This window comes from Bacillus sp. FSL L8-0654 (genome assembly GCF_038629965.1).
Taxonomy (GTDB): domain Bacteria; phylum Bacillota; class Bacilli; order Bacillales; family Bacillaceae; genus Bacillus; species Bacillus safensis.
Map to the genome: position 1 here is coordinate 3,042,090 of NZ_CP152026.1, position 24,887 is coordinate 3,066,976.

Consider the following 24,887-nt stretch of genomic DNA (forward strand, 5'->3'; position numbering starts at 1 on the left):
TTTTACGCTGCTTTTGTTTGTTGTTTTAATTCCTCAATATACTTCTTCGATTTCTCTTGATCAAATACTTTTTCCCACTTAGACATGACAATGGCTGCAAGTGAGTTACCAAATACGTTGACTGTTGTACGAACCATGTCAAGAAGACGGTCGATCCCAACGATGAAGGCTAGTCCTTCAAGCGGCAGTCCCATAGCACCAAGAGTTGTGATGACAACAACGATCGATGCACCTGGTACACCAGCCATTCCTTTAGATGTCAGCATTAAGATTAATAGTAACGTAATTTGCTCATAGATGGAAAGCGGCATGCCGTACATTTGTGCAACAAATATCGCAGCAATGGATTGATAGATGGCACTTCCATCTAAGTTAAAGGTGTAGCCTGTTGGAATAACGAACGACGTGATCGCTTTCGGGCAGCCGAACTTCTCCATTTTGTCCATTAATCTAGGCAGTACAGCTTCTGAACTTGCTGTTGAGAATGCAAGAATGATTTCTTCTTTTAATACTTTAAATAGTGTAAAGACGCTTGTTCCAGCCATTTTCGCAATAATGCCAAGTACAACAATGACGAAGAATGCCATTGTACCGTAAACGACAAGTACCAGTTTGCCTAGCGGGAGAAGCGCTCCGACCCCGAATTTGATCACCGTCACACTGATGAGCGCGAATACACCAAATGGTGCAAACTTCATCACTTTATTGGTTACCCAGAACATGGCTTCGAGTATACCCTCAAAGAATCCTAATACTGGTTTTCCTTTGTCTCCAACTGCGGCAATTCCTAATCCGAATAAGACTGTAAAGAAGATGGTTGGTAATAGATCACCTTCTGCAATGGATTGGAAAACGTTTGTCGGTACAAGATGCACCAACGTTTCTGAGAAAGTCGCTTTTTCAGAAGAAGCCTTAGATGTCTCTTCATATTTAGAGATATCGCCTTTCTCCATGTTGCTCATATCAATTCCTGTACCAGGATGGAACAAGTTTGCTGCAAGCAGTCCAACTGCTAATGCAATCGTTGTCACAATCTCGAAGTAAAGAATGGTTTTTCCGCCGAGTCTTCCGATCGTTTTCATATCTCCAACACCTGCAACTGCTACAATCAATGCAGCAATAACAATTGGAAGAACGATCATTTTAATTAAATGGATGAATATATCGCCAATCGGCGTTAACACATTAATAACGGTTTCATTTTGATAAAACAGCGCTCCCACGACAACACCCAGAACAAGTGCAATGAGTATTTGAGAAGCTAACCCTAACTTTTTCATACGTGAACCCCCTTTTATTGATAACGCTTTCTTTGTTGCTTAATCGCATCTTAACGACGAACCTACAAAAAACGACAAAAAAGAACAAAAAGAAGTGAATTTTTTATGAAAAATCTTTAAAAAGGTGGGTTTTTCCACAATATTGTAAAAAAAGACTTCGCCTTTTGGCGAAGTCTCAGATTGTTGACAAAGGGCTAAAATGATGTTTATTTTAGCCCTTTGTCTTCTTTTCAGCGTGATAGAAAACCTTTGCAGTCTAGGAAGAACGAGCACTGGCGCGGAGCGAATTTGACATTCGTGAGCACTGGCGCAAAGACCTGCGGGCGAATGCGAGGGTTTGTCTACACGCTGAGACTTTGCTTTTGGCGAAGTCTTAATGATTTTGCATCTGTTCACTTGGTGTAAGTTGATTTGAAAAAAATTCATCATAAATCGTATATCCAATGAGCACAAGAGCAACATAAAGCAATGCACTAACGGTCCAAACCCATTTGACATTCATCTTCATTCTGCCACTCCCTCTCTGACTGGCTTCAATCGCTGCAATCTGAGCGCATTCAGCACAACGGACACGGAGCTAAAGGCCATTGCTGCTCCTGCAAGCCATGGTGCAAGGAAACCAAATGCAGCGATCGGTATCCCAATACAGTTATAGGCAAGCGCCCAAAATAGGTTTTGTTTAATGTTTCTCATTGTTTTTTTACTAAATTCCAGCGCATCTGCAATGGCATGGAGATCTCCCGTCATGAGCGTAATATCTGCTGCTTCCATGGCAACATCTGTCCCTGTCCCCACAGCCATCCCAATATTCGCTGTTGCAAGAGCTGGGGCATCATTGATACCGTCTCCGACCATGGCGACTTTCTTTCCCTGTTCCTGAAGTGCTGCAATGTGAGCCGCTTTTTCTTCAGGAAGCACTTCAGCAATGACATGATCAATGCCCGCCTGTTTCGCAATCGCCTCTGCTGTAAGTTTATTATCACCTGTCATCATCACAACGTGAATCCCCTGCTCTTTCAGACGAGCGATGGCTTGAGGAGAGGATGATTTGATTGTATCTGCGACCGCGACAATGCCGGCGACTTCGCCGTCAATCGCAACAAGCATAGCCGTTTTTCCTTGCTCCTCCAGCGTTGTGACAGATGCTTCTATTTGCTCATATTGGATATGATGTTTCTGTAATAGCTTTCGCGTTCCAATCAAAAGCTTGTGTCCTGCTGCCTTTGCTTCAATTCCATGACCTGGATCTGCTTGGAAGGCTTCAATTTCGACTGCTTCAAGACCTTGTTCTTTCATACCGTCTGTGATCGCCCGGGCAAGCGGGTGTTCCGACTGCTGTTCTGCCGATCCTGCTAGCTGAAGCAGCGTATCTTCTGTCCAGTTGGCATATGCCAGTACATCTGTCAGACTAGGCTCTCCTTTTGTTACAGTCCCTGTTTTATCTAACACGACCGTGTCGAGTGATTGAGTCACTTCTAAATGCTCTCCGCCTTTAAACAGAATGCCTGATTCAGCCGCACGGCCGCTGCCAGCCATAATAGAGGTTGGTGTCGCAAGGCCGAGCGCACACGGACATGCAATGACAATGACGGCTATAAAGGTTTCAAGTGCTGACGTCACATTTCCTGGGTCAACAAAGAAAAACCATATGAGGAATGTGAGCACAGCAATTCCAACAACAATGGGAACAAACATTCCTGATATTTGATCTGCCATTCTTTGAATTGGTGCTTTTGAGCCCTGCGCTTGTTCTACGACTCGGATAATCTGTGAAAGAGCGGTCTCTTTCCCGACTTTAGTCGCTTTTATTTTGATGAATCCATTTTTATTGATCGTTGCCCCGATGACCATATCTCCTGCTGTTTTATCAACAGGCAGACTTTCTCCTGTAATCATGGACTCATCTATTGCGGTTGTCCCCTCTATGATCTCCCCATCTACCGGCACTTTTTCCCCGGGTTTGACAAACACAAGGTCATTCACTTTCACGTCTGAAATAGGCACAGTCATCTGTTTTCCATCTCGCTCGATAACCGCTTCTTTCGCTTGTAAGCCCATGAGCTTTTGAATCGCTTCTGATGATCTTCCTTTAGCTCTAGCTTCCATTAATTTTCCGAGCACGATTAACGTAATGAGGACAGCACTTGTTTCATAATAGAGGGCTGCCTCATGTGTGCCTCTAATCGCTGACTGAATGCTTTCATATAAACTATAGAAAAACGCGGCAGATGTCCCAAGAGCGACAAGAACATCCATATTGGCACTTTTATTTCTTAAAGCCTTATACGCCCCTACATAAAAGGGCCAGCCGACAATGAACTGCACAGGCGCTGCCAACGCCAGCTGTACCCATGGATTCATAAACGCTTCAGGCAGCCAAATAAAGGACGTAAAAGAAAAATGGCTGACCATTGCCCAAAGAAGCGGCAGTGACAAAATCATCGAGAATAAAAAGCGTGCCGTTTGCTTCTCTATTGCTGCTTGGCGGTGATCTTTCTTTCCTTCCTCTGCTTGATCTGCAGCTGGTTCAATTAAAGAATACCCAATAGACTGCACCGCATCTTTTATGTCATTTGTAGACGTTTGGCCCGGATGATATGTGACCTGAAGTGTCTCAAGCGCAAAATTTACAGACCCGTGATCGACACCGTCCATTCGGTTAATTTTTTTCTCGATTCGGTTTGCACAAGCCGCACACGTCATTCCCTCTATATCAAATTCTGCTTGCTCCATCACCACATCATAGCCAAGCGATTGAACTTTTCGCTTTAAATCATCTGGTGTTATCTTCTCTGTTTCATAGACGATATGGGAAGTGTCAAGCGCCAAATTCACACTGGCATCCTCCACACCTTCCAGCCTGTTCAATCCCTTTTCGATACGGCCTGCACAAGCAGCACAGGTCATCCCCGTAATTTGAAAGTCAATTTCCTTTTTCATTGATCTCACCTCTCCATATACTCCATGGGGGTATTATTTTTTGAAAAAAATACGTGCTGTACTGCAGCACGTATACTTATTTATACGACATCATATCCCTGTTCTTCAATCACATCAGAAATACGGTGTAACGTGACTTGATCCGGATGAAATGAAACCTCCACCTGTCCTTTGTCTAAATGGACTTTCACAGATTCCACACCTGCTAATTCTCCTACATTTCCTTCGACTGCTTTCACGCAATGTCCGCAAGACATGCCCTGCACTTGAAGTGTTGCTTGTTCCACTTCTCATCGCCTCCATCAATCATTTTCTACAATTTACTATACCCTAGTAGGGTATAGATGTAAACATAAATGCTACGATTTTGTCAGTTTCGTAAAGACTGTCATTAACTCTTCAATGGCTTCATCCCCATTGCCGCTCTTGATAGCATCTGCAACACAATGATGTGTATGCTTTTCCATCAAATGAAGACTGACTTTTTTCAAAGCCGCATTGACTGCAGAGATTTGATTCACAACATCTATACAGTAACGATCGTTTTCAATCATTTGCTGAATCCCGCGAACTTGTCCTTCCACTCGTTTCAAGCGATTGATCAATTGGTCCTTTTCCTTTTCGGCTCTAGGCGAAGCCATATGTCTTTCTTCATGTTCTGTCATGTGATCACCTTTTTTTCATTATGACTTGTCTTTACCTAAATTAAAGCATATCTCCACCGAAAAAGGCAAAGATATGCTGAGCACCGCATATAAAGCTGTTTGTCCTAATTTGTTAATTGTTCGATATCCTGCAAAAGATTGACGGATTGCTGAAGCTGTTTCATCAATCCCTGCTGATCCTCCAGTATGGCGGCAACATCGATATCGCCTGCTTTCAATTGCTGTATATATGTTTGAATCTCCTCTGACAGCACTTTATTTTTTTCAATGATTTGTGCATGAAGGTCTTCTGCCATTTTTGGCGCTGTGACTTCATTAAAATCTTGTATGTCTGCCTTCAACGATTCAAGCTGCTGCGTTAATTCTGCCTTTTTGGCGGCGTTTTGCACAGCTTCTTCAGCGAGCTTTGGAAATTCCTCTGTAAATTGCTGAATGTCCGTCACATAGTCATTTGCCTCAGTGACATACGTCGTTGTATCGTTGACCTGATCAAGCAAGCCGGAGCACCCGCTTAATACAAGCGTTCCGGAAAATAGGAAAGCCATCACATATTTTTTCAAGATCGATCATCCTTTCATCTGTAGGATTAAAAGCATCATTTGTTCCGCTTCTCTATCACACAGATGCAAAAAGACCTTAAAAATAGCCAGACCTTTGCCTCATGTGTGATAGGCAAAGGTCTGGCTAACATTGTTCATGCCGGAATAGCCGAGAAACAACGGATGTTTCTGTAATGACGACCAAACCGTAAAAGCTACTCCCCTTTAGGAAACCGTTCAAATGTTATGTTTATCATATCGAATGTCAGGACAACAGTCAATTCGGAAGATCCTGCTCTTGATACAGCACATGGCCCTTACCAGTGGATGCATAAATCCGGTTCCGTCCTTGGCGTTTTGACATATACAAGGCCTGATCCGCTTCAAATAGAAGTGTCTCTAATACACAAGGATCATTGGCTGTGTGAGCAATTCCAAAGCTCGCTGTCACTCGCACTTTTTCCTCATCATTCGTAAAGAAACTTGCTTCAAACGAATGTCTTATTTTTTCCGCGATATGACATGCCTCTTTAAATGACTGATGAGGCAGACAAATGGCAAACTCTTCTCCCCCATATCGTCCAAATAAATCATCCATTTGTAAATGCTCCTGACAAATAGAGACAACATGACGCAGCGCTTCATCCCCGATATGATGTCCGTGTGTGTCATTGATTTGTTTAAAAAAATCAATATCAAACAGCATAACAGCCGTATCCTGTGCATCCTCTTCCAAGATCATCTGCGTTCGTTCGATGAAAGAAGAACGATTGAAAATATTCGTCAAACCATCGATATACGCACGACGCTCCAGCTCTTCCTGCAGCAAACGCTGCTCTGTTACATCACTGATCACGATTTGCCTGCCTTCGATCTCTCCTCTTCTATTAAATAGAGACGAAGCGGTCAAATGATAATAGCAGGACTGGTCTTTTTCCTTTTTCCACATTAAATCATATTGCGAATGATCCTGCGGAGAGCGCAGCCATTGAATGAACGCTGAATCTTTGATGATTGCTGAGAAAATATCGTCGATTTTATAGCCAATTCCCTTTTTATTCGCAAGTGCTGGTATGATCGATGCAGCAGCGGGATTGTAATCAATGAGTGTCCGATATCGATCTAAAATCAGAACCCCTTCAGACATATGCTCAAACACACGCTCCATTGCAATGGGAGAGAGCTTAAAGAGCTGGAATGACATAATTGCCCATAAATAGAGTGCATTGGTGATAAACATCACCACAGGAACCGGATCAATATGTAGGGGTGTAACACCTAATAAATAAATAAAAGAAGTCAAAATTGGTAATGACATTCCCACTAACAGTATCAGAATCTGCTTTAAATATTCTTTTTTTGTGACACGTAAAAACCAAAGCAGCATAAAGATAGCAAGCATCGAACAGCCAAACGTATAAACGCCATGAATGATATACCAATAGCCAATCGTAAAATCAGCCAATAAAAACCCATCTACTGGATTCATCGTGATGCTTCGATAAAAGAGTGAATGTAAAGAGTTGGTGAACACCATAATGGTTGTGAGAGTTGGAATCAATAAGATGAGAAGCACGCGGCGCTTTGTTAAATATTGATGGAACCCCGTAAATTGCAGCACAATCAGCAGACTGAGCGGTGCGATAAACGGAAGACCTATGTATTGAAAACAAACCCAGAACATGATTTCTCCAGGAGTACGAGCCAATAATTCAAACGTATGCCCAAAGATATAAATCGCAGTTGCTCCAGACATGTACATAAACAATTGACAGCCAATATATCGATGGCGGTTTGCATGAGCAATGATTGATAATATCACGGACAGAATGCCAGAAACACTCATGATCACAATAAAATGTAAAACAATCGAATCCATGTAAACGCCCCAATTTCAGTTATTTAGAACTAGTCTAATCTTACTATATATGAGGACGTCTCAAATGGGAAGATGTGATTTTGAATTGGTTGGAGGTTTTTTGTAAAATTTCAGGCGTCATCGGTTCGTGATTCCTTATATTTTCACTACTTTTTGCTTAATTTGAGGGAGAAGTATGTTGCGTTCGGAGAAATATCTGTACAATGTGGGGATGAATGGAGAGGAGACTCGAAAGGAATATGACTTTTTGGATGATCATGACGGGGCTGTTTATACTGATTCTGTTGAAGAAACCGTTTGAAAAGAGAAGTTCTGGATTGTTATTTTTGATCAGTTATTTACTACTGATTGCGGTTTATGTGATTCAGACAACGTTTGTGGAACTTGTGCCGGATGGATTTTTGATGATCATTGCAGTGGTTGTCGTTTTTCCTTTGTTTGTTCGGTTGGTGTCTTCTTTGAGAAACCGTACATAAGAAAAAAGATGCCAGATCTGGCATCTCTTTTTCTGCTGTGAACCAAGTTCGGTTTATGATCCTTTAAAAGGTTCCAGCATTATTTTTCTAAATCAAGGTTTTGATTTATCCTTTGTTGCATTTTTAGCTTTCTCATCTTCAATTTTACTAACTTCTGTTTTTGCAAGAACCATCTCTTCTAATGCTTTCTTCATCCTAGAATCTATGAAATTTAAATCATCACCGTCTACCTTATCTTGCTTGGCAACCTTTAAAATATCTTTGAAAATCGGCTCTAAGTTGTCATCTGTTTTCACTAAGTAACTATTTACCTTTTTATACGTATCTGGAACTTTGTTTTCATTTTCTTTGGCTTCGTTAAGTAATTCTCGCAGACTATCAATTTTCTTCTCAAGTTCACTAGCCCATTCTTTATCATAAACATCATCCATTGGAACTAATGAAAAAAAGAAAGGCATAATTCTATCTTCAAAACGTTTTAAATACCCCTTATACCATGCAGCATATTCTTTATCGGTCATCTTTTCAATTTTTTCTTGTTTTACCGGCGTTTTATTTGACGATGAACCGTTTGCTGCTTCATTTTTACCGCATGCTGTGCTCAGCATCAATGTAAATACTAGAAGAAATATTGAAAGCATTGTCCTTTTGTTTGTCTTCATGTGTGAATTACTCCTTATCCTTTGAGACTTTTTCTACTTCGTCATCGGCTTTGGCTGTTTGATCGTATGCTTTGTCGAGTCTTTTCGAAATGTTATCCAGTGATTCAAGATCAAGATTTTCAAGTGCTTTCGGTGTTTCTTCTACGGCATATTGATATCCTTTGTTTGCTTTTAGCAAATACTCATGTGCTTTTTTATAAGCACCAGGAACGTTTTTCTTTTCATTACCCTCATCAATGACTTTTTGTACATCAAAAAGTGACTTCTCGACAGATCCAAGCCATTCATCATTACCTGCATCAATTGCCACCATCTTTTTAGCAAACGCAAACATTGTGTCTTCAATATCACTTCTGTAATTCTCATACCACTCGGCGTATTCTTTTTCTGCCTTTTGATTGCTGCACGCTGTACCGAATACCATCAGCACGGCAAGCATAATCATCGTGGCGAATAGTGATTTAGTCTTTACTTTGTTCACTGAGATAAACTCCTTCTGCATTCCTGCTGTTATTTTCAGGCTTTAAGTTTAATAAATTCACCCACTAATATATGGTGTAACATCCCTACATTTCATCGGTTAAAAGATGGTTATATTTAGCTATTCATTCAAATTGTAAAAAAATTCGCATTTGGCTTTTCTGTTAAAAAATTAAAAAAGCATAAAAAAAACGCTATCAATAGCGTCTTCTTTTATTTAATCTAAATATTTCATGTTGCCAGACCCGCATCAAGGGCTTTAAAACCCTTGATGCGACTGGAATCTAAAAGTTTTGATGGAGACGGTGGGAGTCTATTAGATGGGGTTCGTATGTTTGTAATATTCATTAGATACGTTTACTATTCAATGTTTTGTTTATTATTAGTTGAGCGTTTTTAAACTTTTAATGCCAGAATGATGCCACAAAACCCTCACTTTAACATTATCCCCTGTTAATATGATAAACTGTTATGGAAATTATTTGATACGGAGGGTTAATATTGAATTACCTTAAAACTTTTCTCTTTATGATTTTATGTGCCTTATTCTTATCTGCTTGTGGCAAAGCAGAAAACACATCCACAAGTAACTCCAGTAAAAAAGAAGAAAGCATTGAAACTAAAAAAAAATTAAACGTAAAGATCACTTTGGATAATGAAATCACAAACAATAAAATTATTATCCTTAGCGGGAAAAGCAACTTACCTAAAGATACGAAACTAAGGATTCGTCTTGAACAAAAAAATTCCCATAAAAACTCCATAGTTAATACAGCTGTTCAAAAGGATGGATCTTTCGAGTATAAATTCTTTAATGAAGGTGACACAGTATTTGATGATGGGAAATATATTATATATGTCGAAACACTACCGGTTCTTGAACAAACTGAAGTTGTTCAAGAACTTTTTGGAGATAATGGATCTAACCTCAGTGGTTCACAGATTAGCGGTGAATCAGAACTAAAAGCTACTGCTGAAATAAATTTAAAAATAAACAATTCTGAAGTTATATCTGAGGAGGAAACTTTGCCTAAAGATACAGATGCAGAGGAAGAGAAAAATGAAGATTATACCTTAGAAGAAGTTGAAGATAACAGTGAAGAAGATGAGTTAGATATGGTAAAAGATGATGCAAAAATAGAAATCAAAACAATTATCGAAGAGAACTATAAAACCACATCGATTGAAAAAATTGAAATTAACGAAGATATGGGTTCAAATGAGAATAATAAATTAATAGCTCTTGTTTACTTGTCATTTGACGCGTTGAACACAAGTAAAACCGCTTATAACATGGTTGAAATGTATAGTGATGACTTAGCTGCAAACATTGGCAAAGATAATGATACAGTCAATCAAATAGCTGTATTTTGGAAAGTTCCTTATATAGATGAAGATGAAACAGTGGCTAAATTCTCGTATGAACGTTCTGGAGAACAAATGAAAATTACTGATAAAGTATCTTCTTTAAAATGACCCTTCAAGTTGAAGGGTTTTTTATTAACATTTATAATCGAACGTACATTCTTTTTGTAGGAGGGTATGACGTGACGGATCTTGAAAGGAAGTTATACCGAAGCATTTATAATATGAGCCGATTTCGCAACAACCCTTCGATGGATGACCTTAAAAAGAAAACGGGTAAAGATGAACTCGCGATCCGTAAGGCTGTTAAAAACCTGATGTCTAGAAATGAAATAGAATGGGATAAAGAGAAGCATGAGTGAAAGTTCAAGTAATGTAAAAAAGCCGCCCAGATGGACGGACAATTTTACATATTACTCTTATTCATATTGAGCAGGAGCAATTTTGGCTACTGGCGCACCACAAAATAGCATGAATACGAATAACACGCTTGGCTTAATTGCAAGGCCCATACCGCCTAAGTATACTGCCACTGTCATCCAATCTCCCTTATCTATTGCTTTTTGCAGATGCTTTAAAGTACCTTTAGCGATACCAACTGCATCCTCGACACAGCGAGTTACCGTGTTACTTTTCGTGGTCGCTTCTTGATTCATTAATTTTGCGAAAGCGATCATGCCATTTTTCTCTGCATCTGTATAATGTGATTTTGCAAGTTCTTCTTCATTAATGGTGTAGCCTTTTTCTTTATCAGAAATGATAATCTTTGTGAAGATGTATTCAATTTCTTTTAAAGACTTCTCAATTTGCTCTTCTGTCAAACCTTCTAATCCCTTTGTGCTTTGTGTCTTTGCAGCAGCAGCTGGAACAAAGGCAGTCACAGCCAGAACTAATGCTAACATTAAAAAAACCAATCTTTTCATATTAACTCCCCCTTTTAACTTAAAATTACTTTATCATACATTTATGTAAAATAAAGGGTTTTAAGAGAGAGTTAAACCCATTAGACACAATCATACATAAAACGACATATTACGCCCACAAGTTTAAACATAAAAACGAGAGAAAATAAATGACCATGCCCAACATTACAAAAAATTTAAGGAAATTTTCGTACTTTGTGAGAGGGCGCTCTTTTTTTGTTTTGACTAGTTTCCAATAAAGAGCGTATCCAGAGAAGAAAAGAATTAATTGACCAAGTCTTGAAGCGTTCTCTAATATATCTATACCATTCATTATAGTTCACCTCCCAAATTAGAGAAAAATCAAACATTCTACACATCTACTTTTCATGTATATCCAAGGTAATTTCAATTTATTATCTCAAATTTCCTTTTCGCCTTCCAACATTTATGTAAAAATAAGTAATAAGAAGCATTACACAAGATAGATGTATCCCTCCTTTCTCTACTTGTTTTTTGATTTTCCAAAAATACGGATGATAGATAGTTGTTGTATTTGAAGTAACTGAATTAACACAAAAAACCCCTCCAAAAAAATGGAGGAGTTCTCAGAAACACTAAACAATTATAGCCATATATACCCTTCCACACAAAAGGAAGTTGTAGCTTTTATGAAAGAAAAAGTTTTTTAAAATGTTGCTAAAATGTTGCCAGACCCGCATCAAGGGCTTTCAAACTCTTGATACGGCTGCATTCTAAAAGTTTTGATGGAGACGGTGGGAGTCGAACCCACGTCCAGAGACATCGATTACTTAAGCGTCTACGAGCGTAGTCAACATATTTTGTGTTCACTCATCCTCATGCCTGCTGACGGGCGCTTGGAGAGCTAGTCTGATGGATCTCTTCTTACGTCCTCAGACGGAAACGTAAGCGTAGCCTACTTCATTGGGCTCCTCACAGACACATAGGCGATGTCAGGAAGAGCTCGCTGCGCTTATTAGGCAGCTAGTGCTAAGTTTTGGTTAAAACTTTTAGTTTTGCCAGTTACATTTAAGTGCGTGTTAACGAGATCGCCTCTCGGCTCGCAGCCTAAGCTCGAACCATCCCTGTCGAATCCGTAACGTCCCCTTGTAAAAGGGATATACGGGATGGAAGTTCAGCTTCACTGCTTCCGTATATAACTATTATAACAATCTCACTGCTCGAAACAACTGGTGGTTTCTGTCAAAACAGCGCTGATTGTTTACTGCATAACATATTGTAGCATAATGCTTCCGCTCTCAGCAAGCCATCAGCATCAGGCTAGAATTGCTTTTGACGATCGCGGAAGGCACGTTCGATTTCACGTTTTGCATCTTTTTTCTTCAGATCTTCACGCTTATCGTATTTCTTCTTCCCTTTTCCGATTCCGATCAGCACTTTGGCAAAGCCATTTTTCAAATAGAGTTTCAAAGGCACAAGTGAATAGCCTTCTTCCTTCGTCGCACCAATCAATTTGCTGATTTGCTTTCGATGAAGAAGCAGCTTTCTCGTTCTCAGCGGATCATGGTTATAACGGTTCCCCTGCTCGTATGGGCTCACATGCATGTTATGAAGGAACACTTCTCCTCGCTCAATTTTGGCAAAGGAATCTTTTAAATTCACTTTTCCAGCACGAATCGATTTGATTTCAGTTCCTTGTAATACTAGGCCGGCTTCGTATGTTTCTTCTATAAAGTAATCATGATTTGCTTTTTTGTTTTGGGAAACAACCTTTCCCTCTCCCTTTGGCATTGGCGTACACCCTCCTTTTGAAACAAACACGGTCCAAATCGTACGGATTATTTTATCAAACAATCCGGCTTTCGACAATGCTGACGCTATGTGGTCAAAAAGCAAATAGAGCGTGATGCCCTATTTGCTTTTTGGCACGTTACTTTTTCTTTTTGCGTTTTTGTTTCGGTGCGTTTTCAAATACGCGTTTTTTCTTTTTCTTCTTTTTACGGCTTGTGAACCAGTCACTTCCGCTTTTATCCTCTTTGCCTTTTTCCCCAGAGGCTTTTTGACCTCCACGCCCTTTTTTCGCTGGTGGATCTGTTCGTTTTTTGAACTTGAAATCTTTTGGTGATTTACGGCGAGTGCCCTTCATACCGACGATTTCAAAATCAATTGAGTGCTCATCTTTATTGACATTCACGACTTTGACAGTGATTTCATCACCGATACGGTAGACATTCCCTGTACGTTCACCGATCATGGCAAAGTGCTGTTCATCAAAGCGATAGTAGTCGTCAGTCATGTAGCTGACATGGACAAGACCTTCTATCGTATTCGGCAGTTCAACGAATAGTCCGAAGTTCGTCACGGAACTAATCATACCATCGAACTCTTCACCGATTTTATCTAGCATAAACTCTGCCTTTTTCAGGTCATCTGTTTCACGCTCTGCATCGACTGAGCGGCGCTCCATTGTAGATGCATGATCTGCGATTTCAGGCAGCAGCTGGCCCCACTTTTCTAAGGTCGCTTCATCTGTCTTTTTCTGAATCAAATAGGTTCTAATCAATCTATGCACGATTAAATCCGGGTAACGGCGGATCGGTGATGTGAAGTGTGTATAGAATTCCGTTGATAATCCAAAATGGCCAATGCTTTCTGGATCATACTTCGCCTGTTTCATAGAGCGAAGCATCACAGTTTGAATGACGACTTCTTCTGGTTGATCCCTGACAGCATCGAGGACACTTTGAAGTGCGCGCGGGTGAATGTTCGTTGACGTCCCTTTCACAATGTAACCAAACGTCGTCACGAACTCTAAAAAGCGCTGAAGTTTCTCAGGATTTGGTTCTTCGTGAATTCGGTAAATGAACGGAACATTCATCCAGTGGAAATGCTCTGCAACCGTTTCGTTTGCAACAAGCATGAATTCTTCAATTAATTTCTCTGCAACGGAACGCTCACGAATGACAACATCTTTCGCAGCGCCTTCATCATCTACAAGTACTTTTGCTTCCTTGAAGTCAAAGTCTACAGCTCCGCGCTCCATTCGTTTGTCACGAAGAATCTCTGCAAGCTTCTCCATCTCTTGGAACATCGGCACTAGCGGCTCATATTTGTTTAGAAGCTCTTCATCTTGGTCGACTAAAATCTTATTCACATCGGAATAGGTCATTCTCTCTGTCGTTTTGATCACACTTTGGAAAATCTCATGTTTGACGACTTTCCCGTTACGATCAATAACCATTTCACAAGACAGGGTGAGACGATCGACCTTTGGATTTAATGAACAAATACCGTTTGACAAACGATGCGGAATCATCGGAATGACGCGGTCGACGAGATACACACTCGTTCCACGTTCATAAGCTTCCTGATCAATCGGAGAATTCTCTGTGACATAATGAGAAACGTCTGCAATGTGCACGCCAAGCTTATATTTGCCATCATCCAGCTTTTGCACGGTTACGGCATCATCTAAGTCCTTTGCATCTGCACCGTCAATCGTCACAATCGTTTCATTGCGCAAGTCGCGTCTGCCTTCAAGGTCTTTTTCATCAATCGTTTCCGGTGTGTCTACTGCCTGCTGAAGTGCTTCTTCTGGGAACTCACCTGGCAGACCGTGTTTATGAATGATCGACAAAATATCAATGCCAGGGTCATTTTTATGACCGAGGATTTCAGTCACTTCACCCTCTGCACTCATTCTTCCTTCAGGGTAGCTTGTCAGCGTCACAACGACTTTATGACCTTCGACCGCACCGTTTTTAGCGGATTTCGGAATGAAGATATCGTTTGTGATTTTTTTATCATCAGGAATGACAAAGCCAAAGCTTTTCGTTTCTGTATAGGTACCGACAACCGTCTGAGTATTGCGCTCCAGAATGCGGATGACCGTTCCTTCTTTTTTCGTGCCGTTTGATTTGTGGCTGACACGAACCATGACGGTATCGCCATTCATCGCTGTGCCTAACTCATTTGGCGGAATGAAAATATCATCCTGTCCAAACTCTTCAGGCGTTACAAATGCAAATCCTTTTGCATGAGCAGACAGCTTTCCTTTTACCAAATTCATTTTTTCTGGTACACCGTAACGGTCGCTGCGCGTGCGAACGATGAGTCCTTGATCCTCCAGCGTCACAAGTGCTTTGACGAGCTCTTTATAATCATCAGGATTGGTAATCTCCATCATGACTTCCAGCTCTTGAACAGTTAACGGTTTATACGCTTCTTCTTTCATAAAAGCGAGTAATTCATCCATAAATTCTTCTTTTTGCACACTCTAACCCCCTATATATTTAAATTGACCAATCAAGTGATTCTAAGAATGCATAGACATCCTGATGAACCTTCTCCCGCTCTTTATCAAGCGTGATGACATGGCCTGATTCTTCATACCATTTCAAATGCTTATCATCTGTCTCTACTTCGTTATAAATGATATTCGCACTGTCTGTATTAATCATATGATCGTGACGTGCCTGCACAACAAAAGTAGGTGAATAGATCATGTCGACATTGTTTCTGACATCTGCAATCAGTTCTTGCAGGCTCCTCAGTGTATCCATTGGTGTTTTCTTGAACGCTTCCATTTCTTGTTCAATTTGGTCCTCTGACTTACCCTCAAATTTCTTATAGTTACGGGCATAATCTAGTACACCCTGGTACATGACTTCTTCACTTTTTATGTACATAGGTGCACACATAGGTACAATTCCCTTTACAGGTACAGTGTAACCTAATTTCAATGAAAAAACTCCTCCGAGGGATAGTCCGCAAACTGCAATCTCCTCATAGCCCTCATCTTTTAAGAATTGATAGCCTTCTTCTACATCTTTCCACCAGTCAGCCGGGCCTGTATGGACAAGCTCTTCTGGCGGCACACCGTGTCCTTTATATTGAGGTGCATGGCATGTATATCCTCTTTCGTTCAAATAACGGCCAAGCATTCGAACATCGGCTGTATTCCCAGTAAAACCGTGAAGAAGAAGCACCGCCTTTTCTCCACCTTTAAACGTAAATGGTTTTGGTGTAACAACTTTCATGATGTGACTTCCTTTCCTTCTGATATGGTTTATATTTTCCACTTGTATGTATGAAACAAACACAAAAGAGTGCTGATAATAAAAAAAGGTCTGAAAAAAGATCAGACCTTCTGTTACTCGCGCTTTACACGCCTAAATATGCCAATGCAAGTGTTAAGATGAAGAAAAGCACTGACAAAATAACCGTTAATCGGTGAAGAATCAAGTCAAGGCCTCTCGCTTTTTGCTTACCGAAAAGCTGCTCGGCTCCACCTGAAATAGCGCCTGACAGTCCAGCACTTTTACTTGATTGTAGTAATACAACGATGATAAGTGCGATACTGACAATTACGAGTAATGTGATAACAAATGCGTGCATGAAAACACCTCCAGACAAACTGGTACACATAACTTTATTTTACATGAAAACAAGGTGCATGTCACGAAACATCAAAATAAAGATTTCCTATATATTGTCGACTTGATTCGTTATTTTGATACAATTTCGTTCCAAAGTGCTGATTGCAGCATTTTTATATGAAATTTATCGGTTAAAAACACATTTTAATGAGTTGCTTCTTCCTTCAATAGCTGTTTTAATTCTACTAACAAACGTTCAGCTCCTTCAGGACTCAGCATCACGCTCCCATTTCCATAGCTTTTGTTGTACTTCGTCACTTGTCCCGTTAACAGGCAGCTCTTATCTGCATCATATTTTTTCAGCATAATGGTTTGATCTTCAATGAAAATTTCTAACAGCTGCTCTTCTTTAATATTGAGTACCTTGCGCATTTCTGAGGGCAGAACAATTCTGCCGAGAGAATCAATGTGTCTGACCATCCCAGTCCTTTTCAATGACATTTCCTCCTTGATGATGATATCATTTATTGACTTTTGTCAATATCTTCATAGTAAAATAGATCTTCAAATTTTTTATCAAAGTAATGAATCATTTTGCCAATGACAAGCTGTCCTGGTTTTCGGTGACCATTTAATACCCTGCTAAGTGTGGCAGGAGAGATGCCAATTTCATCAGCGAGCTGATTTAACGACATATCGTTCTCGATCATATACTGCATGACAAAAGCCCGCCTGATCTGAATCTTTTCGACCATCATTACAACCTCCTATGGAATCATTATGTACAACATGTAAGGCTCTCACATCAAGCAGATTCATTAACTTATGTCAACACTTTTACCCCTCTGCTATTTCCTTTGGTCAATGATCATACTAAAATAAGTCATATACTGAAATGTGAGGTTCGATGTCATGAATCACTTTGGTGAACAATTACGCATTTTAAGAGAAAATAGAAAAATGTCGGTCAATCAACTTGCCATGTATTCAGGTGTAAGCGCTGCTGGTATTTCTCGTATTGAAAATGGAAAGCGCGGTGTGCCAAAGCCTTTAACCATAAAAAAATTAGCACACGCCTTGAAGGTGCCTTATGAGGATTTAATGCTGCTTGCCGGTCATATTGAACAGGAACAAGTTCATGAAATGAAACCGAAATATGAGTCCATGTTAAAAATCTATCAAACGGCGCTTCAAAAGGATGTAGAACATCTCCCCATTTTTGACGGAGACAAATGGGAAAGGCTCTCCGCACAAGACATCAGCCAGCTGAATGAATACTTTCTCACGCTCATCGACCAAAAAAAGGCGAACAAATAGCGGGGCATAAACCTAATGTACATCCACCATTAACTAATGTCAATATTTTCATGGTGTGCTTATTGCCAATAGTCAACAAATCAAGTAAAATAGACATATCGAATCTATAACCATGTGAGGTTTTGCGTTGATGAACTTTGGTGCATATTTAAGAGCATTACGTGAGGAAAAGAAGCTGTCGGTGAACCAATTAGCGATGTATTCTGAGGTCAGCGCTGCCGGTATATCTCGTATTGAAAACGGGAAACGCGGCATTCCGAAACCTCCTACGATTAAAAAGCTAGCTGGTGCGTTAAAGGTACCTTATGAAGACATGATGCAGGCTGCGGGCTATATTGAGGAGGCCTCTTCTGTCCATCAGCACGAGGAAGATGATCTTTCTTTATCCAAAATAAAGGAAGCCGCAGCGCAATATGAACTTGATGATCTCGAAATATTTGATGGTAACATATGGTCAACCCTTTCGAAAAAAGAAATAGAGGACCTCAACCGCTATTTGTTATTTATGTTAAACAGCCGTTCGTCCTCATAAATGTTTAAGCTTTTTGCGCCGATTTATGACAGATTTACGGTATAATGGGTTCAGATTGGAGTGAAGAAAGATGAATCAATCTGATATGTGCCCGCGGTTTGAAAAAGCAGTTGAGTTATTGAGTAAACGCTGGGTGGCACTGATTGTTTTTCAGCTTCTCTCAGGTCAGCAGCGCTTTAGTGAAATTGAGGCGGCTCTGACAAATTTAAGTGGAAGAGTTTTATCTGAGAGATTAAAAGAGCTGGAGGCAGCAGGTATTGTAAAACGGGAGGTTTTTGCTGAAACACCCGTGCGCATTGAGTATTCTTTAACAGATATGGGGCGTTCACTTGCACCCGTTTTTGAGGAAATTGCGAAGTGGTCCTCTGAATGGATCACGCTTGAATCATAAAATACCAGCATGCGGACCACCTGATCATCATAAAACAACCTCCCTTACAGATGTAAGGGAGGTTTTGTCTTTTCAACCGCTTAAGCAGATGTGATGTTTTTTTCAGCTAACGCTTTTCTTTCCTTTTTCTTGTTTGTCGGGCTTAAATAGCGTTCGAGCCAGCCCATGACGAGGTCAGCCATAATAGCCATAAGCGCAGTTGGAATCGCACCTGCTAAAATGATAGCTGTTCCGTTTGTGGCGTTTGATCCTCTGATGATGATATCACCAAGTCCTCCCGCGCCCACAAATGTTCCAATCGCTGTAATACCGATGGCAATGACCAGTGCGGTTCTTAAACCAGCCATAATGACTGATAAAGCAAGCGGTAATTCAACCATTCTCAGCACTTGCCATTTCGTCATGCCCATCGCTTTACCTGATTCTAAATAAGCATGTTCAATGCTGACAATGCCCGTATACGTGTTTCTGATGATCGGCAGAAGCGAATACAGAAAGAGTGATAGGATGACTGTATTTGCGCCAAGTCCTAATACAAGCATCAATACGGAAAGCATCGCTAATGCCGGTATCGTTTGAATGACGTTGGTAACGGCGAAGATCCAATTGCTCAGCTTGCGGTAATGCGCGACAAAGATGCCTACTGGAATCCCGACAATTGCCGCAAACAACACCCCATACGCCGACATGAGAAAATGGCGATAAAATTCTTCTAACACATATGACCCGTTCTGCTGATAATACGTCCATAATTGCTGCAGTGTGTCCATCAGCCGTGACACCTCCCCATCTTACTCAAAGTAATTGTGTTTTTTCAGGAAATTCTTCGCAACGGTTGCTGGTTCTTGAAGCTCCCCGTCGACTTGATAGTTCAGCTCTTGCATTTGTTCTGTATCGATTTTTCCGATCAGCCTGTTGATCACCTTATCAAGCCCTGGATTTTCTTTTAAGACTTTCTCCGGGACTACTGGTGATGCATCATACGGCGGGAAGAACCGTTTATCATCTTTTAAGATTTTAAGGTTATAGGCCTTGATTCGTCCATCTGTTGAATAGGCAAGCACAATATCCATTTTTTCATTTTTTAATGCATCATAGACTAAACCAATCTGCATCGGATATGTGCTGCCAAATTTGATTCCGTATGTTTTCACGAACCCGTCATAGCCGTCGCCTTTCTTTTTGAGCCAAATATTATCGACACCAAATCGGTAATTGTTCGCATTCTTTTTCAAATCAGAGACCTTTTCTAACTTGTTTTCCTTCGCCATCTTCTGCGTCACAGCAAAGGCATACGTATTATCAAATCCATAAGAATCAAACCATTTGTAATCATATCGCTTTTTAAATTCTTTTTGGACGATCTCCATGGCACGCTCCGGGTCTTTTTCCGCATCCATTCCAAGCGTGCTTGTTAAATCCGTGCCTGAATATCTTGTCGCAGAAATGTCGACATCTCCGTTTTCCATTGCTTTCTGCTGCACAGTGTTGGAGCCTAGGTTTTTCACAATAGTCGTCTTTTTATCTGTGTAATGTTCGATCATATCGCCAACCATATAGGCCATAATTTCTGATTCGGTAAAGTTTTGTGCTCCAATTCGCAGCGTGCCCCCTGAGGAGCCGGCTAGTCCAGGAAGTGAACAGCCGCTTATCAATAGCAAGCATCCGGCAAGCAGTGCACTGATCCATGTTGTTTTTCGATTCTTCACATAAGCCAACTCCTTATGAAACTTCCTTCAATCCTTTTAAGCCTTCTGGTGTTACTTTTTTCTCCAGCTTCATTAATGATAGGTCGATGATGACTGCTAAAATTGTGACTGGTATCGCACCCGCAATAATAAATTCCGGCTGATACAGCTGAAGTCCAATCAAAATGTAGTCACCTAGACCGCCTCCACCGATAAAGGCTGCAAGTGTTGTCCAGCCAATCAAATATATCGTTGACGTTCTGACACCTGCCATAATGACCGGTACAGCAAGCGGGAGTTCAACAAGACGAATTTGTTCCCAAGTTGTCATCCCGATTCCTTTACCGGATTCAAGCAAGTTTTTGTTCACACCCTGGACCCCGGCATACGTATTTCTTAAAATAGGTAAAACCGAATAGAAAAAGAGAGCAACGATTGCAGGTATTTTCCCAACCCCCAAAATAGGAATAAAAAAGGCAAGAATCGCTAAACTAGGGAGTGTTTGAAAGATATTCACAACACCGATGATAAAACCTGCGCCTCGCTTCATTCGTGTGAGTACCACACCTAAAGGAACGGCAACGATAATACCAAGCACAACAGCAATTAAGGAAATATATAAATGCTCCCACATTTTTGTGAGGAGTTCCCCACCATTTTTCTCTAGAAAGTCGATGATTTGATCCATGTGTACACCTCCCTTACTTCATTTCAGTGACAGCCGCCGGCGTATCGTCTCCCCAAATGGAGTCGTACACAACATCTACAAGACTTGCACGTGTCACAATGCCTTTTAAGTGCCCTTCTGCATCCACAACCGGTACATATTTAATGCCGCGTATTAAGATTTTCCGGACAGTGTCTCTTAGAAGTGCACCTTCTTGTACGGTATAGAACTCTGTATTTAAAATATCACCAACGAAAGCTGCTTTTCTGCGGTTCGCATCGATTGTTTCAATATCGATATAGCCTTTTAGCACATGATGTTCATCTACTACAAGCAAGGAATCGACCCGCTTTTCTCTCATGATGTAGATGGCATCTGTTAATGTTTTTTCAACTGTAACGGTGACTGGTGACGTGTTCATCATTTGTTCTACACGTTCCATATTCGGATTTGATTGAAGCAGACGTTCTTTGCCGATGAATTCTTCTACGAATTCATTGGCTGGGTTCCGCAGAATATCGTCAGGCGTACCTACTTGGACAATCTCTCCATCTTTTAAAATCACAATTCGATCAGCTAGTTTAATAGCTTCGTCCATGTCATGTGTGACGAATACGATGGTTTTATTTAACGTTTTTTGCAGTTTCTTAAATTCTTCCTGCAATGAATCTCGTGTGATTGGATCAAGTGCGCCAAACGGTTCATCCATTAGGATCAGAGGGGGTTCCGCTGCTAGTGCGCGAAGAACACCGATGCGCTGCTGCTGTCCTCCGCTGAGTTCATGAGGGTAGCGCTCTAAATATTCCGGTCCCATGTCGACAAGCTTCAGCAGTTCACGTGCCCGTTCTTTTCGTTTTTCTTCCGGCCATTTTAACAGCTTCGGAACAAGTGAAATGTTTTGTGCGATGGTCATATGGGGGAACAGTCCAATTTGCTGAATCACATAGCCAATTTCTCTTCTTAATTGAACTGGGTCTTTTTTCATAATGTTTTCTCCCTCGATGAAGATTTTTCCTGAGGAAGGTTCGATGAGTCGGTTGATCATCTTCATGGTTGTTGTCTTACCACAGCCACTCGGTCCAATAAAACAAATAAATTCTCCTTTTGCTATTTCTAAATCAATATTTTTGACAGCTTTTTTTCCGCCTTTATACGTCTTAGATACATTCTCTAGTTTCAGCAAATGAGACACCTCCATTAGTCGGATCAATATTTTCAGAAAATTTACACCTTATTTATTATAGTGCAAACTTTATAAAATAAAAAGTTTATGATGTGTTTGTATTGCATAACATTTATTTAAAATTTTCAGTTAACGGCCTGCTAGATAGAGATCTCTCCTTTTTCCTCCAAATTACGAGCAAATACTCAATATTTATTGTTTTCATCAACAAACAGGTATATGATATATTGTGTTACAAATTGTCAGTCGTGAAGGGATGAATCGGGGAGTGGACAAGCAAGCGTTAGGTGCCATTCAAAAAGCACAGGATCATTATATTGAAAAAGCTGCCGAGAACATGAATGCCTTTGGTCTTTCTTCTACAGTGGGTAGAGTGCTTGGTATCATTCACATGAACCGTAAACCAATGACGCTTGGAGAGCTATCAGAGGCGACAGGCATGAGCAAAACGAGAATGAGTCAAGTCGTTCGAGAAATGCTTGATTTGAATATTGCGGAAAAGGTTTATGAAAAAGGAATACGTAAAGATCTATATGACGTTGAGCAAGATCAATACCAAACGTTTATTTCCTTGTTTGCAGCCAATTGGTCCCGAGTTGTCAGCAAAAACCGCAAGGCACATAAGAAAACGTGCAAGGAATTGCTGGAGCTGCTTGAACAGGACGACCTGCCAGAAGAGACAGAGAATAAAATCAATCTGCTTCTTTCAGAAATCAAGGAAAGTCTTGATTATTATGATTGGATTAGCCGCTTAATTGAATTCTTTGAAAGTGAAGAAGTGTTTAAGCATGTGCCGAAACCTTAAAAAAAGCTGTTTTATTTTACATCATTGTAGAAAAAAACAGCTTTTTTATATACACTTATGACATAAACATTGGAAACATCCCTTTTAAGCCTGCGCCGATCATCTCAACTGCCACTACAGCAAGAATTAATCCCATTAACCGCGTCACGACATTCATCTCTGTTTTCCCCATTTTCCGCATAATGAAACTTGAATAATGAAAGGCATAAAAGGTCATTGCCAGAACGATGACAATGCCGATTAAAATCGTAAACATGTGAAGCATCCCTTGACTTCCCGGGGTTAAACTCATCACTGTAGCGATTGTACCGGGACCAGCGATGATCGGAATCGCCAGCGGCGTAACGGAAACATCCGCCTTTTCTATGCTTTCTGCCTTTTCCTCAGAATGAGGATTTTGGACATGTGACTCCTTGGCATTCAGTAAATTGTAAGCGATACCAAAAATAAAAATACCTCCGGCGATACGGAGTGCATGAATATCGATCCCAAACAATTTGAAAATGAGCCTCCCAGCCAATAGAAAGGCAACCAGAATAATGAAAGAGACCACAATGGCTTTTTTGGCTGTCTGGGAGCGTTCTTTCTCTGTATATCCCTCTGTTAAAGTGATGAAAAGAGGCACGTTTCCAATAGGGTTTGATACAGCAAATAATGAGACCACGACATGAATCATAAAGGAAATCAACAGACACCCTCCTTTTTTCATAGTGTCTGCCAATCTGATGTGAATATTCCCTTGTGATGTTAAAACCTGTCTATATTTAACCGATGATAATAAAGGTTTTATAGAAAGGGGAATGACACATGAAGAAGACGATCACCATCATCCTTCTATCTGTTGCGGTTTTAGGAGCAGCCGGCTGGATGGTTTGGCAGCAGCAGACCATCAAAGCAGCTGAGGAAAAACATCAGCAAGAAAGCAAAACGAACGACGAGCAGCTTTCGAAGTTAACATCAGATCAAGCGGATATGAAGCATGAAAACGAAGATCAAAAAAAGAAACTGTCTACCATCACCAAAAAGCTCAAAAACGAAAAGAAAGCCTATCAAAAAGAAGTCAAGCAGCGTAAAATACTTGAGGCAAAAATTGACCAGCTTCAAAAAGAGCTGACAGCAGCGAAAGCCACTGCTCAAGCGAATAAACAGAGCGCACAGGCTACAAGGCAACCAACTGTTAAAAAAGACCCAAATGTCACTCACAATCCGCCCTCACAATGGGTACAGGATCAATATGATTGGGGTGTGAAACAAGGATATATTAAAGAATAGAAAGGATGAAAAAACATGATACACATTCGGCCATTGTCAGGTGATCAATCCGTCCCTATGGATCTTTTACTCTTAGCTGATCCTTCAAAGGAAAAGGTTCTTACTTATGTGCAATCCGGCTCTTGTTATGCCGCGTATCATGATCGGGACGTGATTGGTGTCTATGTGCTTTTATCTCTGTCTCAGCAGACAGTCGAAATCATCAATGTCGCCGTGAAGGAATCATGGCAAGGAAAAGGAATTGGGAAGCAGCTGATCCGCCATGCCATTGCTGAAGCGAAAGCCGCAGGTTTTCACACGGTTGAAATCGGCACAGGCAACTCGAGCATTCAGCAACTCGCACTTTATCAGAAATGCGGCTTCCGCATGATATCTATCGACCACGATTTCTTTCTTAAGCATTATGATGAACCGATTTTTGAAAATGGCATTCAGTGTATGGATATGGTACGGCTGTCACTCACTTTGTAAGCAGACTGATGTT

31 protein-coding genes and 1 other RNA gene are annotated in these 24,887 nt (G+C 40.6%); 9 read left to right on the forward strand and 23 right to left on the reverse strand.

What is annotated here, in order from left to right; genetic code table 11:
* Nucleotides 1–2 precede the first annotated feature (2 nt).
* From MHH65_RS15785 to MHH65_RS15815, 7 genes are all read right to left on the reverse strand, one after another.
* The gene (locus MHH65_RS15785; protein ID WP_024426051.1) at nucleotides 3–1,280 is read right to left on the reverse strand and encodes a cation:dicarboxylase symporter family transporter; all 1,278 of its coding nucleotides are present in this window, start codon (nucleotides 1,278–1,280) and stop codon (nucleotides 3–5) included.
* Between the two features lie 373 nt (nucleotides 1,281–1,653).
* Nucleotides 1,654–1,788, reverse strand: a complete 135-nt coding sequence (locus MHH65_RS15790; protein WP_255290992.1) for a hypothetical protein — start codon at nucleotides 1,786–1,788, stop codon at nucleotides 1,654–1,656.
* Complete coding sequence (locus tag MHH65_RS15795) at nucleotides 1,785–4,220, reverse strand: heavy metal translocating P-type ATPase (RefSeq protein ID WP_098677556.1); 2,436 nt, start codon at nucleotides 4,218–4,220, stop codon at nucleotides 1,785–1,787. The genes MHH65_RS15790 and MHH65_RS15795 overlap by 4 nt, the downstream gene beginning before the upstream one ends.
* Nucleotides 4,221–4,300: 80 nt before the next feature.
* The gene (copZ, locus tag MHH65_RS15800; protein ID WP_024423475.1) at nucleotides 4,301–4,507 is read right to left on the reverse strand and encodes a copper chaperone CopZ; all 207 of its coding nucleotides are present in this window, start codon (nucleotides 4,505–4,507) and stop codon (nucleotides 4,301–4,303) included.
* Between the two features lie 72 nt (nucleotides 4,508–4,579).
* Nucleotides 4,580–4,885 (reverse strand): metal-sensing transcriptional repressor, encoded by a 306-nt coding sequence (locus tag MHH65_RS15805; RefSeq protein ID WP_012011272.1) that lies wholly within the window; start codon nucleotides 4,883–4,885, stop codon nucleotides 4,580–4,582.
* Between the two features lie 104 nt (nucleotides 4,886–4,989).
* A complete protein-coding gene (locus tag MHH65_RS15810; RefSeq protein WP_098677555.1) occupies nucleotides 4,990–5,445 on the reverse strand; it encodes a DUF6376 family protein in 456 nt (151 codons plus the stop codon).
* 256 nt (nucleotides 5,446–5,701) lie between these two features.
* Complete coding sequence (locus MHH65_RS15815; RefSeq protein WP_034623881.1) at nucleotides 5,702–7,303, reverse strand: histidine kinase N-terminal 7TM domain-containing protein; 1,602 nt, start codon at nucleotides 7,301–7,303, stop codon at nucleotides 5,702–5,704.
* A 239-nt stretch (nucleotides 7,304–7,542) separates the two neighbouring features.
* On the opposite strand from MHH65_RS15815, the gene MHH65_RS15820 reads away from it, so the two are divergent.
* The gene (locus MHH65_RS15820) at nucleotides 7,543–7,779 is read left to right on the forward strand and encodes a hypothetical protein (RefSeq protein ID WP_098677554.1); all 237 of its coding nucleotides are present in this window, start codon (nucleotides 7,543–7,545) and stop codon (nucleotides 7,777–7,779) included.
* Between the two features lie 92 nt (nucleotides 7,780–7,871).
* Here the strand turns inward: MHH65_RS15820 and MHH65_RS15825 are convergent, their stop codons facing one another.
* Together MHH65_RS15825 and MHH65_RS15830 are read right to left on the reverse strand one after the other, a co-directional pair.
* A complete protein-coding gene (locus MHH65_RS15825) occupies nucleotides 7,872–8,441 on the reverse strand; it encodes a hypothetical protein (protein WP_098677553.1) in 570 nt (189 codons plus the stop codon).
* A 7-nt stretch (nucleotides 8,442–8,448) separates the two neighbouring features.
* The gene (locus tag MHH65_RS15830) at nucleotides 8,449–8,922 is read right to left on the reverse strand and encodes a hypothetical protein (protein WP_224426629.1); all 474 of its coding nucleotides are present in this window, start codon (nucleotides 8,920–8,922) and stop codon (nucleotides 8,449–8,451) included.
* Nucleotides 8,923–9,422: 500 nt separating this feature from the next.
* Between MHH65_RS15830 and MHH65_RS15835 the strand changes: the two genes are divergently transcribed.
* On the forward strand, nucleotides 9,423–10,397 hold the full coding sequence (locus MHH65_RS15835) for a hypothetical protein (protein ID WP_098677552.1): 975 nt from the start codon (nucleotides 9,423–9,425) through the stop codon (nucleotides 10,395–10,397).
* 71 nt (nucleotides 10,398–10,468) lie between these two features.
* Complete coding sequence (locus MHH65_RS15840; RefSeq protein ID WP_034623886.1) at nucleotides 10,469–10,648, forward strand: hypothetical protein; 180 nt, start codon at nucleotides 10,469–10,471, stop codon at nucleotides 10,646–10,648.
* 57 nt (nucleotides 10,649–10,705) lie between these two features.
* Here MHH65_RS15840 and MHH65_RS15845 read toward each other — a convergent pair whose 3' ends face one another.
* The 9 genes from MHH65_RS15845 to MHH65_RS15885 all read right to left on the reverse strand — a co-directional run bounded on the left by MHH65_RS15845 (nucleotide 10,706) and on the right by MHH65_RS15885 (nucleotide 17,306).
* Nucleotides 10,706–11,209, reverse strand: coding sequence for a hypothetical protein (locus MHH65_RS15845; protein WP_065214777.1), 504 nt, complete (start codon nucleotides 11,207–11,209; stop codon nucleotides 10,706–10,708).
* Between the two features lie 109 nt (nucleotides 11,210–11,318).
* Complete coding sequence (locus tag MHH65_RS15850; protein ID WP_065214778.1) at nucleotides 11,319–11,522, reverse strand: hypothetical protein; 204 nt, start codon at nucleotides 11,520–11,522, stop codon at nucleotides 11,319–11,321.
* 431 nt (nucleotides 11,523–11,953) lie between these two features.
* Nucleotides 11,954–12,316: a transfer-messenger RNA gene (gene ssrA / locus MHH65_RS15855) on the reverse strand.
* 174 nt (nucleotides 12,317–12,490) lie between these two features.
* Nucleotides 12,491–12,961 carry an SsrA-binding protein SmpB gene (gene smpB, locus MHH65_RS15860; RefSeq protein WP_012011279.1) on the reverse strand — a complete coding sequence of 157 codons (471 nt, stop codon included), beginning with the start codon at nucleotides 12,959–12,961 and terminating at the stop codon, nucleotides 12,491–12,493.
* A gap of 139 nt (nucleotides 12,962–13,100) precedes the next feature.
* On the reverse strand, nucleotides 13,101–15,443 hold the full coding sequence (gene rnr, locus MHH65_RS15865; protein WP_024426057.1) for a ribonuclease R: 2,343 nt from the start codon (nucleotides 15,441–15,443) through the stop codon (nucleotides 13,101–13,103).
* A 19-nt stretch (nucleotides 15,444–15,462) separates the two neighbouring features.
* On the reverse strand, nucleotides 15,463–16,209 hold the full coding sequence (locus tag MHH65_RS15870; protein WP_024423480.1) for a carboxylesterase: 747 nt from the start codon (nucleotides 16,207–16,209) through the stop codon (nucleotides 15,463–15,465).
* A 124-nt stretch (nucleotides 16,210–16,333) separates the two neighbouring features.
* Complete coding sequence (gene secG / locus MHH65_RS15875) at nucleotides 16,334–16,567, reverse strand: preprotein translocase subunit SecG (protein ID WP_003212746.1); 234 nt, start codon at nucleotides 16,565–16,567, stop codon at nucleotides 16,334–16,336.
* 185 nt (nucleotides 16,568–16,752) lie between these two features.
* Nucleotides 16,753–17,043, reverse strand: coding sequence for an AbrB/MazE/SpoVT family DNA-binding domain-containing protein (locus MHH65_RS15880; RefSeq protein ID WP_024426058.1), 291 nt, complete (start codon nucleotides 17,041–17,043; stop codon nucleotides 16,753–16,755).
* Nucleotides 17,044–17,072: 29 nt separating this feature from the next.
* Entirely contained in the window at nucleotides 17,073–17,306 is a 234-nt protein-coding gene (locus MHH65_RS15885) for a helix-turn-helix transcriptional regulator (protein WP_024426059.1), read from the reverse strand.
* Between the two features lie 154 nt (nucleotides 17,307–17,460).
* On the opposite strand from MHH65_RS15885, the gene MHH65_RS15890 reads away from it, so the two are divergent.
* The 3 genes from MHH65_RS15890 to MHH65_RS15900 all read left to right on the forward strand — a co-directional run bounded on the left by MHH65_RS15890 (nucleotide 17,461) and on the right by MHH65_RS15900 (nucleotide 18,788).
* Nucleotides 17,461–17,865, forward strand: a complete 405-nt coding sequence (locus MHH65_RS15890; RefSeq protein WP_024426060.1) for a helix-turn-helix transcriptional regulator — start codon at nucleotides 17,461–17,463, stop codon at nucleotides 17,863–17,865.
* A gap of 130 nt (nucleotides 17,866–17,995) precedes the next feature.
* Nucleotides 17,996–18,397 (forward strand): transcriptional regulator, encoded by a 402-nt coding sequence (locus MHH65_RS15895; protein WP_024426061.1) that lies wholly within the window; start codon nucleotides 17,996–17,998, stop codon nucleotides 18,395–18,397.
* A 70-nt stretch (nucleotides 18,398–18,467) separates the two neighbouring features.
* Complete coding sequence (locus MHH65_RS15900; RefSeq protein ID WP_024423485.1) at nucleotides 18,468–18,788, forward strand: helix-turn-helix domain-containing protein; 321 nt, start codon at nucleotides 18,468–18,470, stop codon at nucleotides 18,786–18,788.
* Nucleotides 18,789–18,868: 80 nt separating this feature from the next.
* On the opposite strand, the gene MHH65_RS15905 is transcribed toward MHH65_RS15900, so the two are convergent.
* The 4 genes from MHH65_RS15905 to MHH65_RS15920 are packed head-to-tail and all read right to left on the reverse strand — an operon-like array spanning nucleotide 18,869 to nucleotide 22,326.
* Nucleotides 18,869–19,558, reverse strand: a complete 690-nt coding sequence (locus MHH65_RS15905; protein WP_024423486.1) for an ABC transporter permease — start codon at nucleotides 19,556–19,558, stop codon at nucleotides 18,869–18,871.
* Between the two features lie 21 nt (nucleotides 19,559–19,579).
* A complete protein-coding gene (locus MHH65_RS15910; protein ID WP_024426062.1) occupies nucleotides 19,580–20,497 on the reverse strand; it encodes an osmoprotectant ABC transporter substrate-binding protein in 918 nt (305 codons plus the stop codon).
* 13 nt (nucleotides 20,498–20,510) lie between these two features.
* Nucleotides 20,511–21,164, reverse strand: coding sequence for an ABC transporter permease (locus MHH65_RS15915; protein WP_024426063.1), 654 nt, complete (start codon nucleotides 21,162–21,164; stop codon nucleotides 20,511–20,513).
* 13 nt (nucleotides 21,165–21,177) lie between these two features.
* Nucleotides 21,178–22,326 (reverse strand): betaine/proline/choline family ABC transporter ATP-binding protein, encoded by a 1,149-nt coding sequence (locus tag MHH65_RS15920; RefSeq protein ID WP_025094044.1) that lies wholly within the window; start codon nucleotides 22,324–22,326, stop codon nucleotides 21,178–21,180.
* Nucleotides 22,327–22,594: 268 nt separating this feature from the next.
* On the opposite strand from MHH65_RS15920, the gene MHH65_RS15925 reads away from it, so the two are divergent.
* The gene (locus MHH65_RS15925; protein ID WP_024423490.1) at nucleotides 22,595–23,131 is read left to right on the forward strand and encodes a GbsR/MarR family transcriptional regulator; all 537 of its coding nucleotides are present in this window, start codon (nucleotides 22,595–22,597) and stop codon (nucleotides 23,129–23,131) included.
* Between the two features lie 55 nt (nucleotides 23,132–23,186).
* Here MHH65_RS15925 and MHH65_RS15930 read toward each other — a convergent pair whose 3' ends face one another.
* The gene (locus MHH65_RS15930; RefSeq protein ID WP_098677551.1) at nucleotides 23,187–23,819 is read right to left on the reverse strand and encodes an NAAT family transporter; all 633 of its coding nucleotides are present in this window, start codon (nucleotides 23,817–23,819) and stop codon (nucleotides 23,187–23,189) included.
* Nucleotides 23,820–23,938: 119 nt separating this feature from the next.
* On the opposite strand from MHH65_RS15930, the gene MHH65_RS15935 reads away from it, so the two are divergent.
* Nucleotides 23,939–24,403 carry a hypothetical protein gene (locus MHH65_RS15935; protein WP_098677550.1) on the forward strand — a complete coding sequence of 155 codons (465 nt, stop codon included), beginning with the start codon at nucleotides 23,939–23,941 and terminating at the stop codon, nucleotides 24,401–24,403.
* 15 nt (nucleotides 24,404–24,418) lie between these two features.
* The gene (locus tag MHH65_RS15940; RefSeq protein ID WP_098677549.1) at nucleotides 24,419–24,874 is read left to right on the forward strand and encodes a GNAT family N-acetyltransferase; all 456 of its coding nucleotides are present in this window, start codon (nucleotides 24,419–24,421) and stop codon (nucleotides 24,872–24,874) included.
* Nucleotides 24,875–24,887 lie beyond the last annotated feature (13 nt).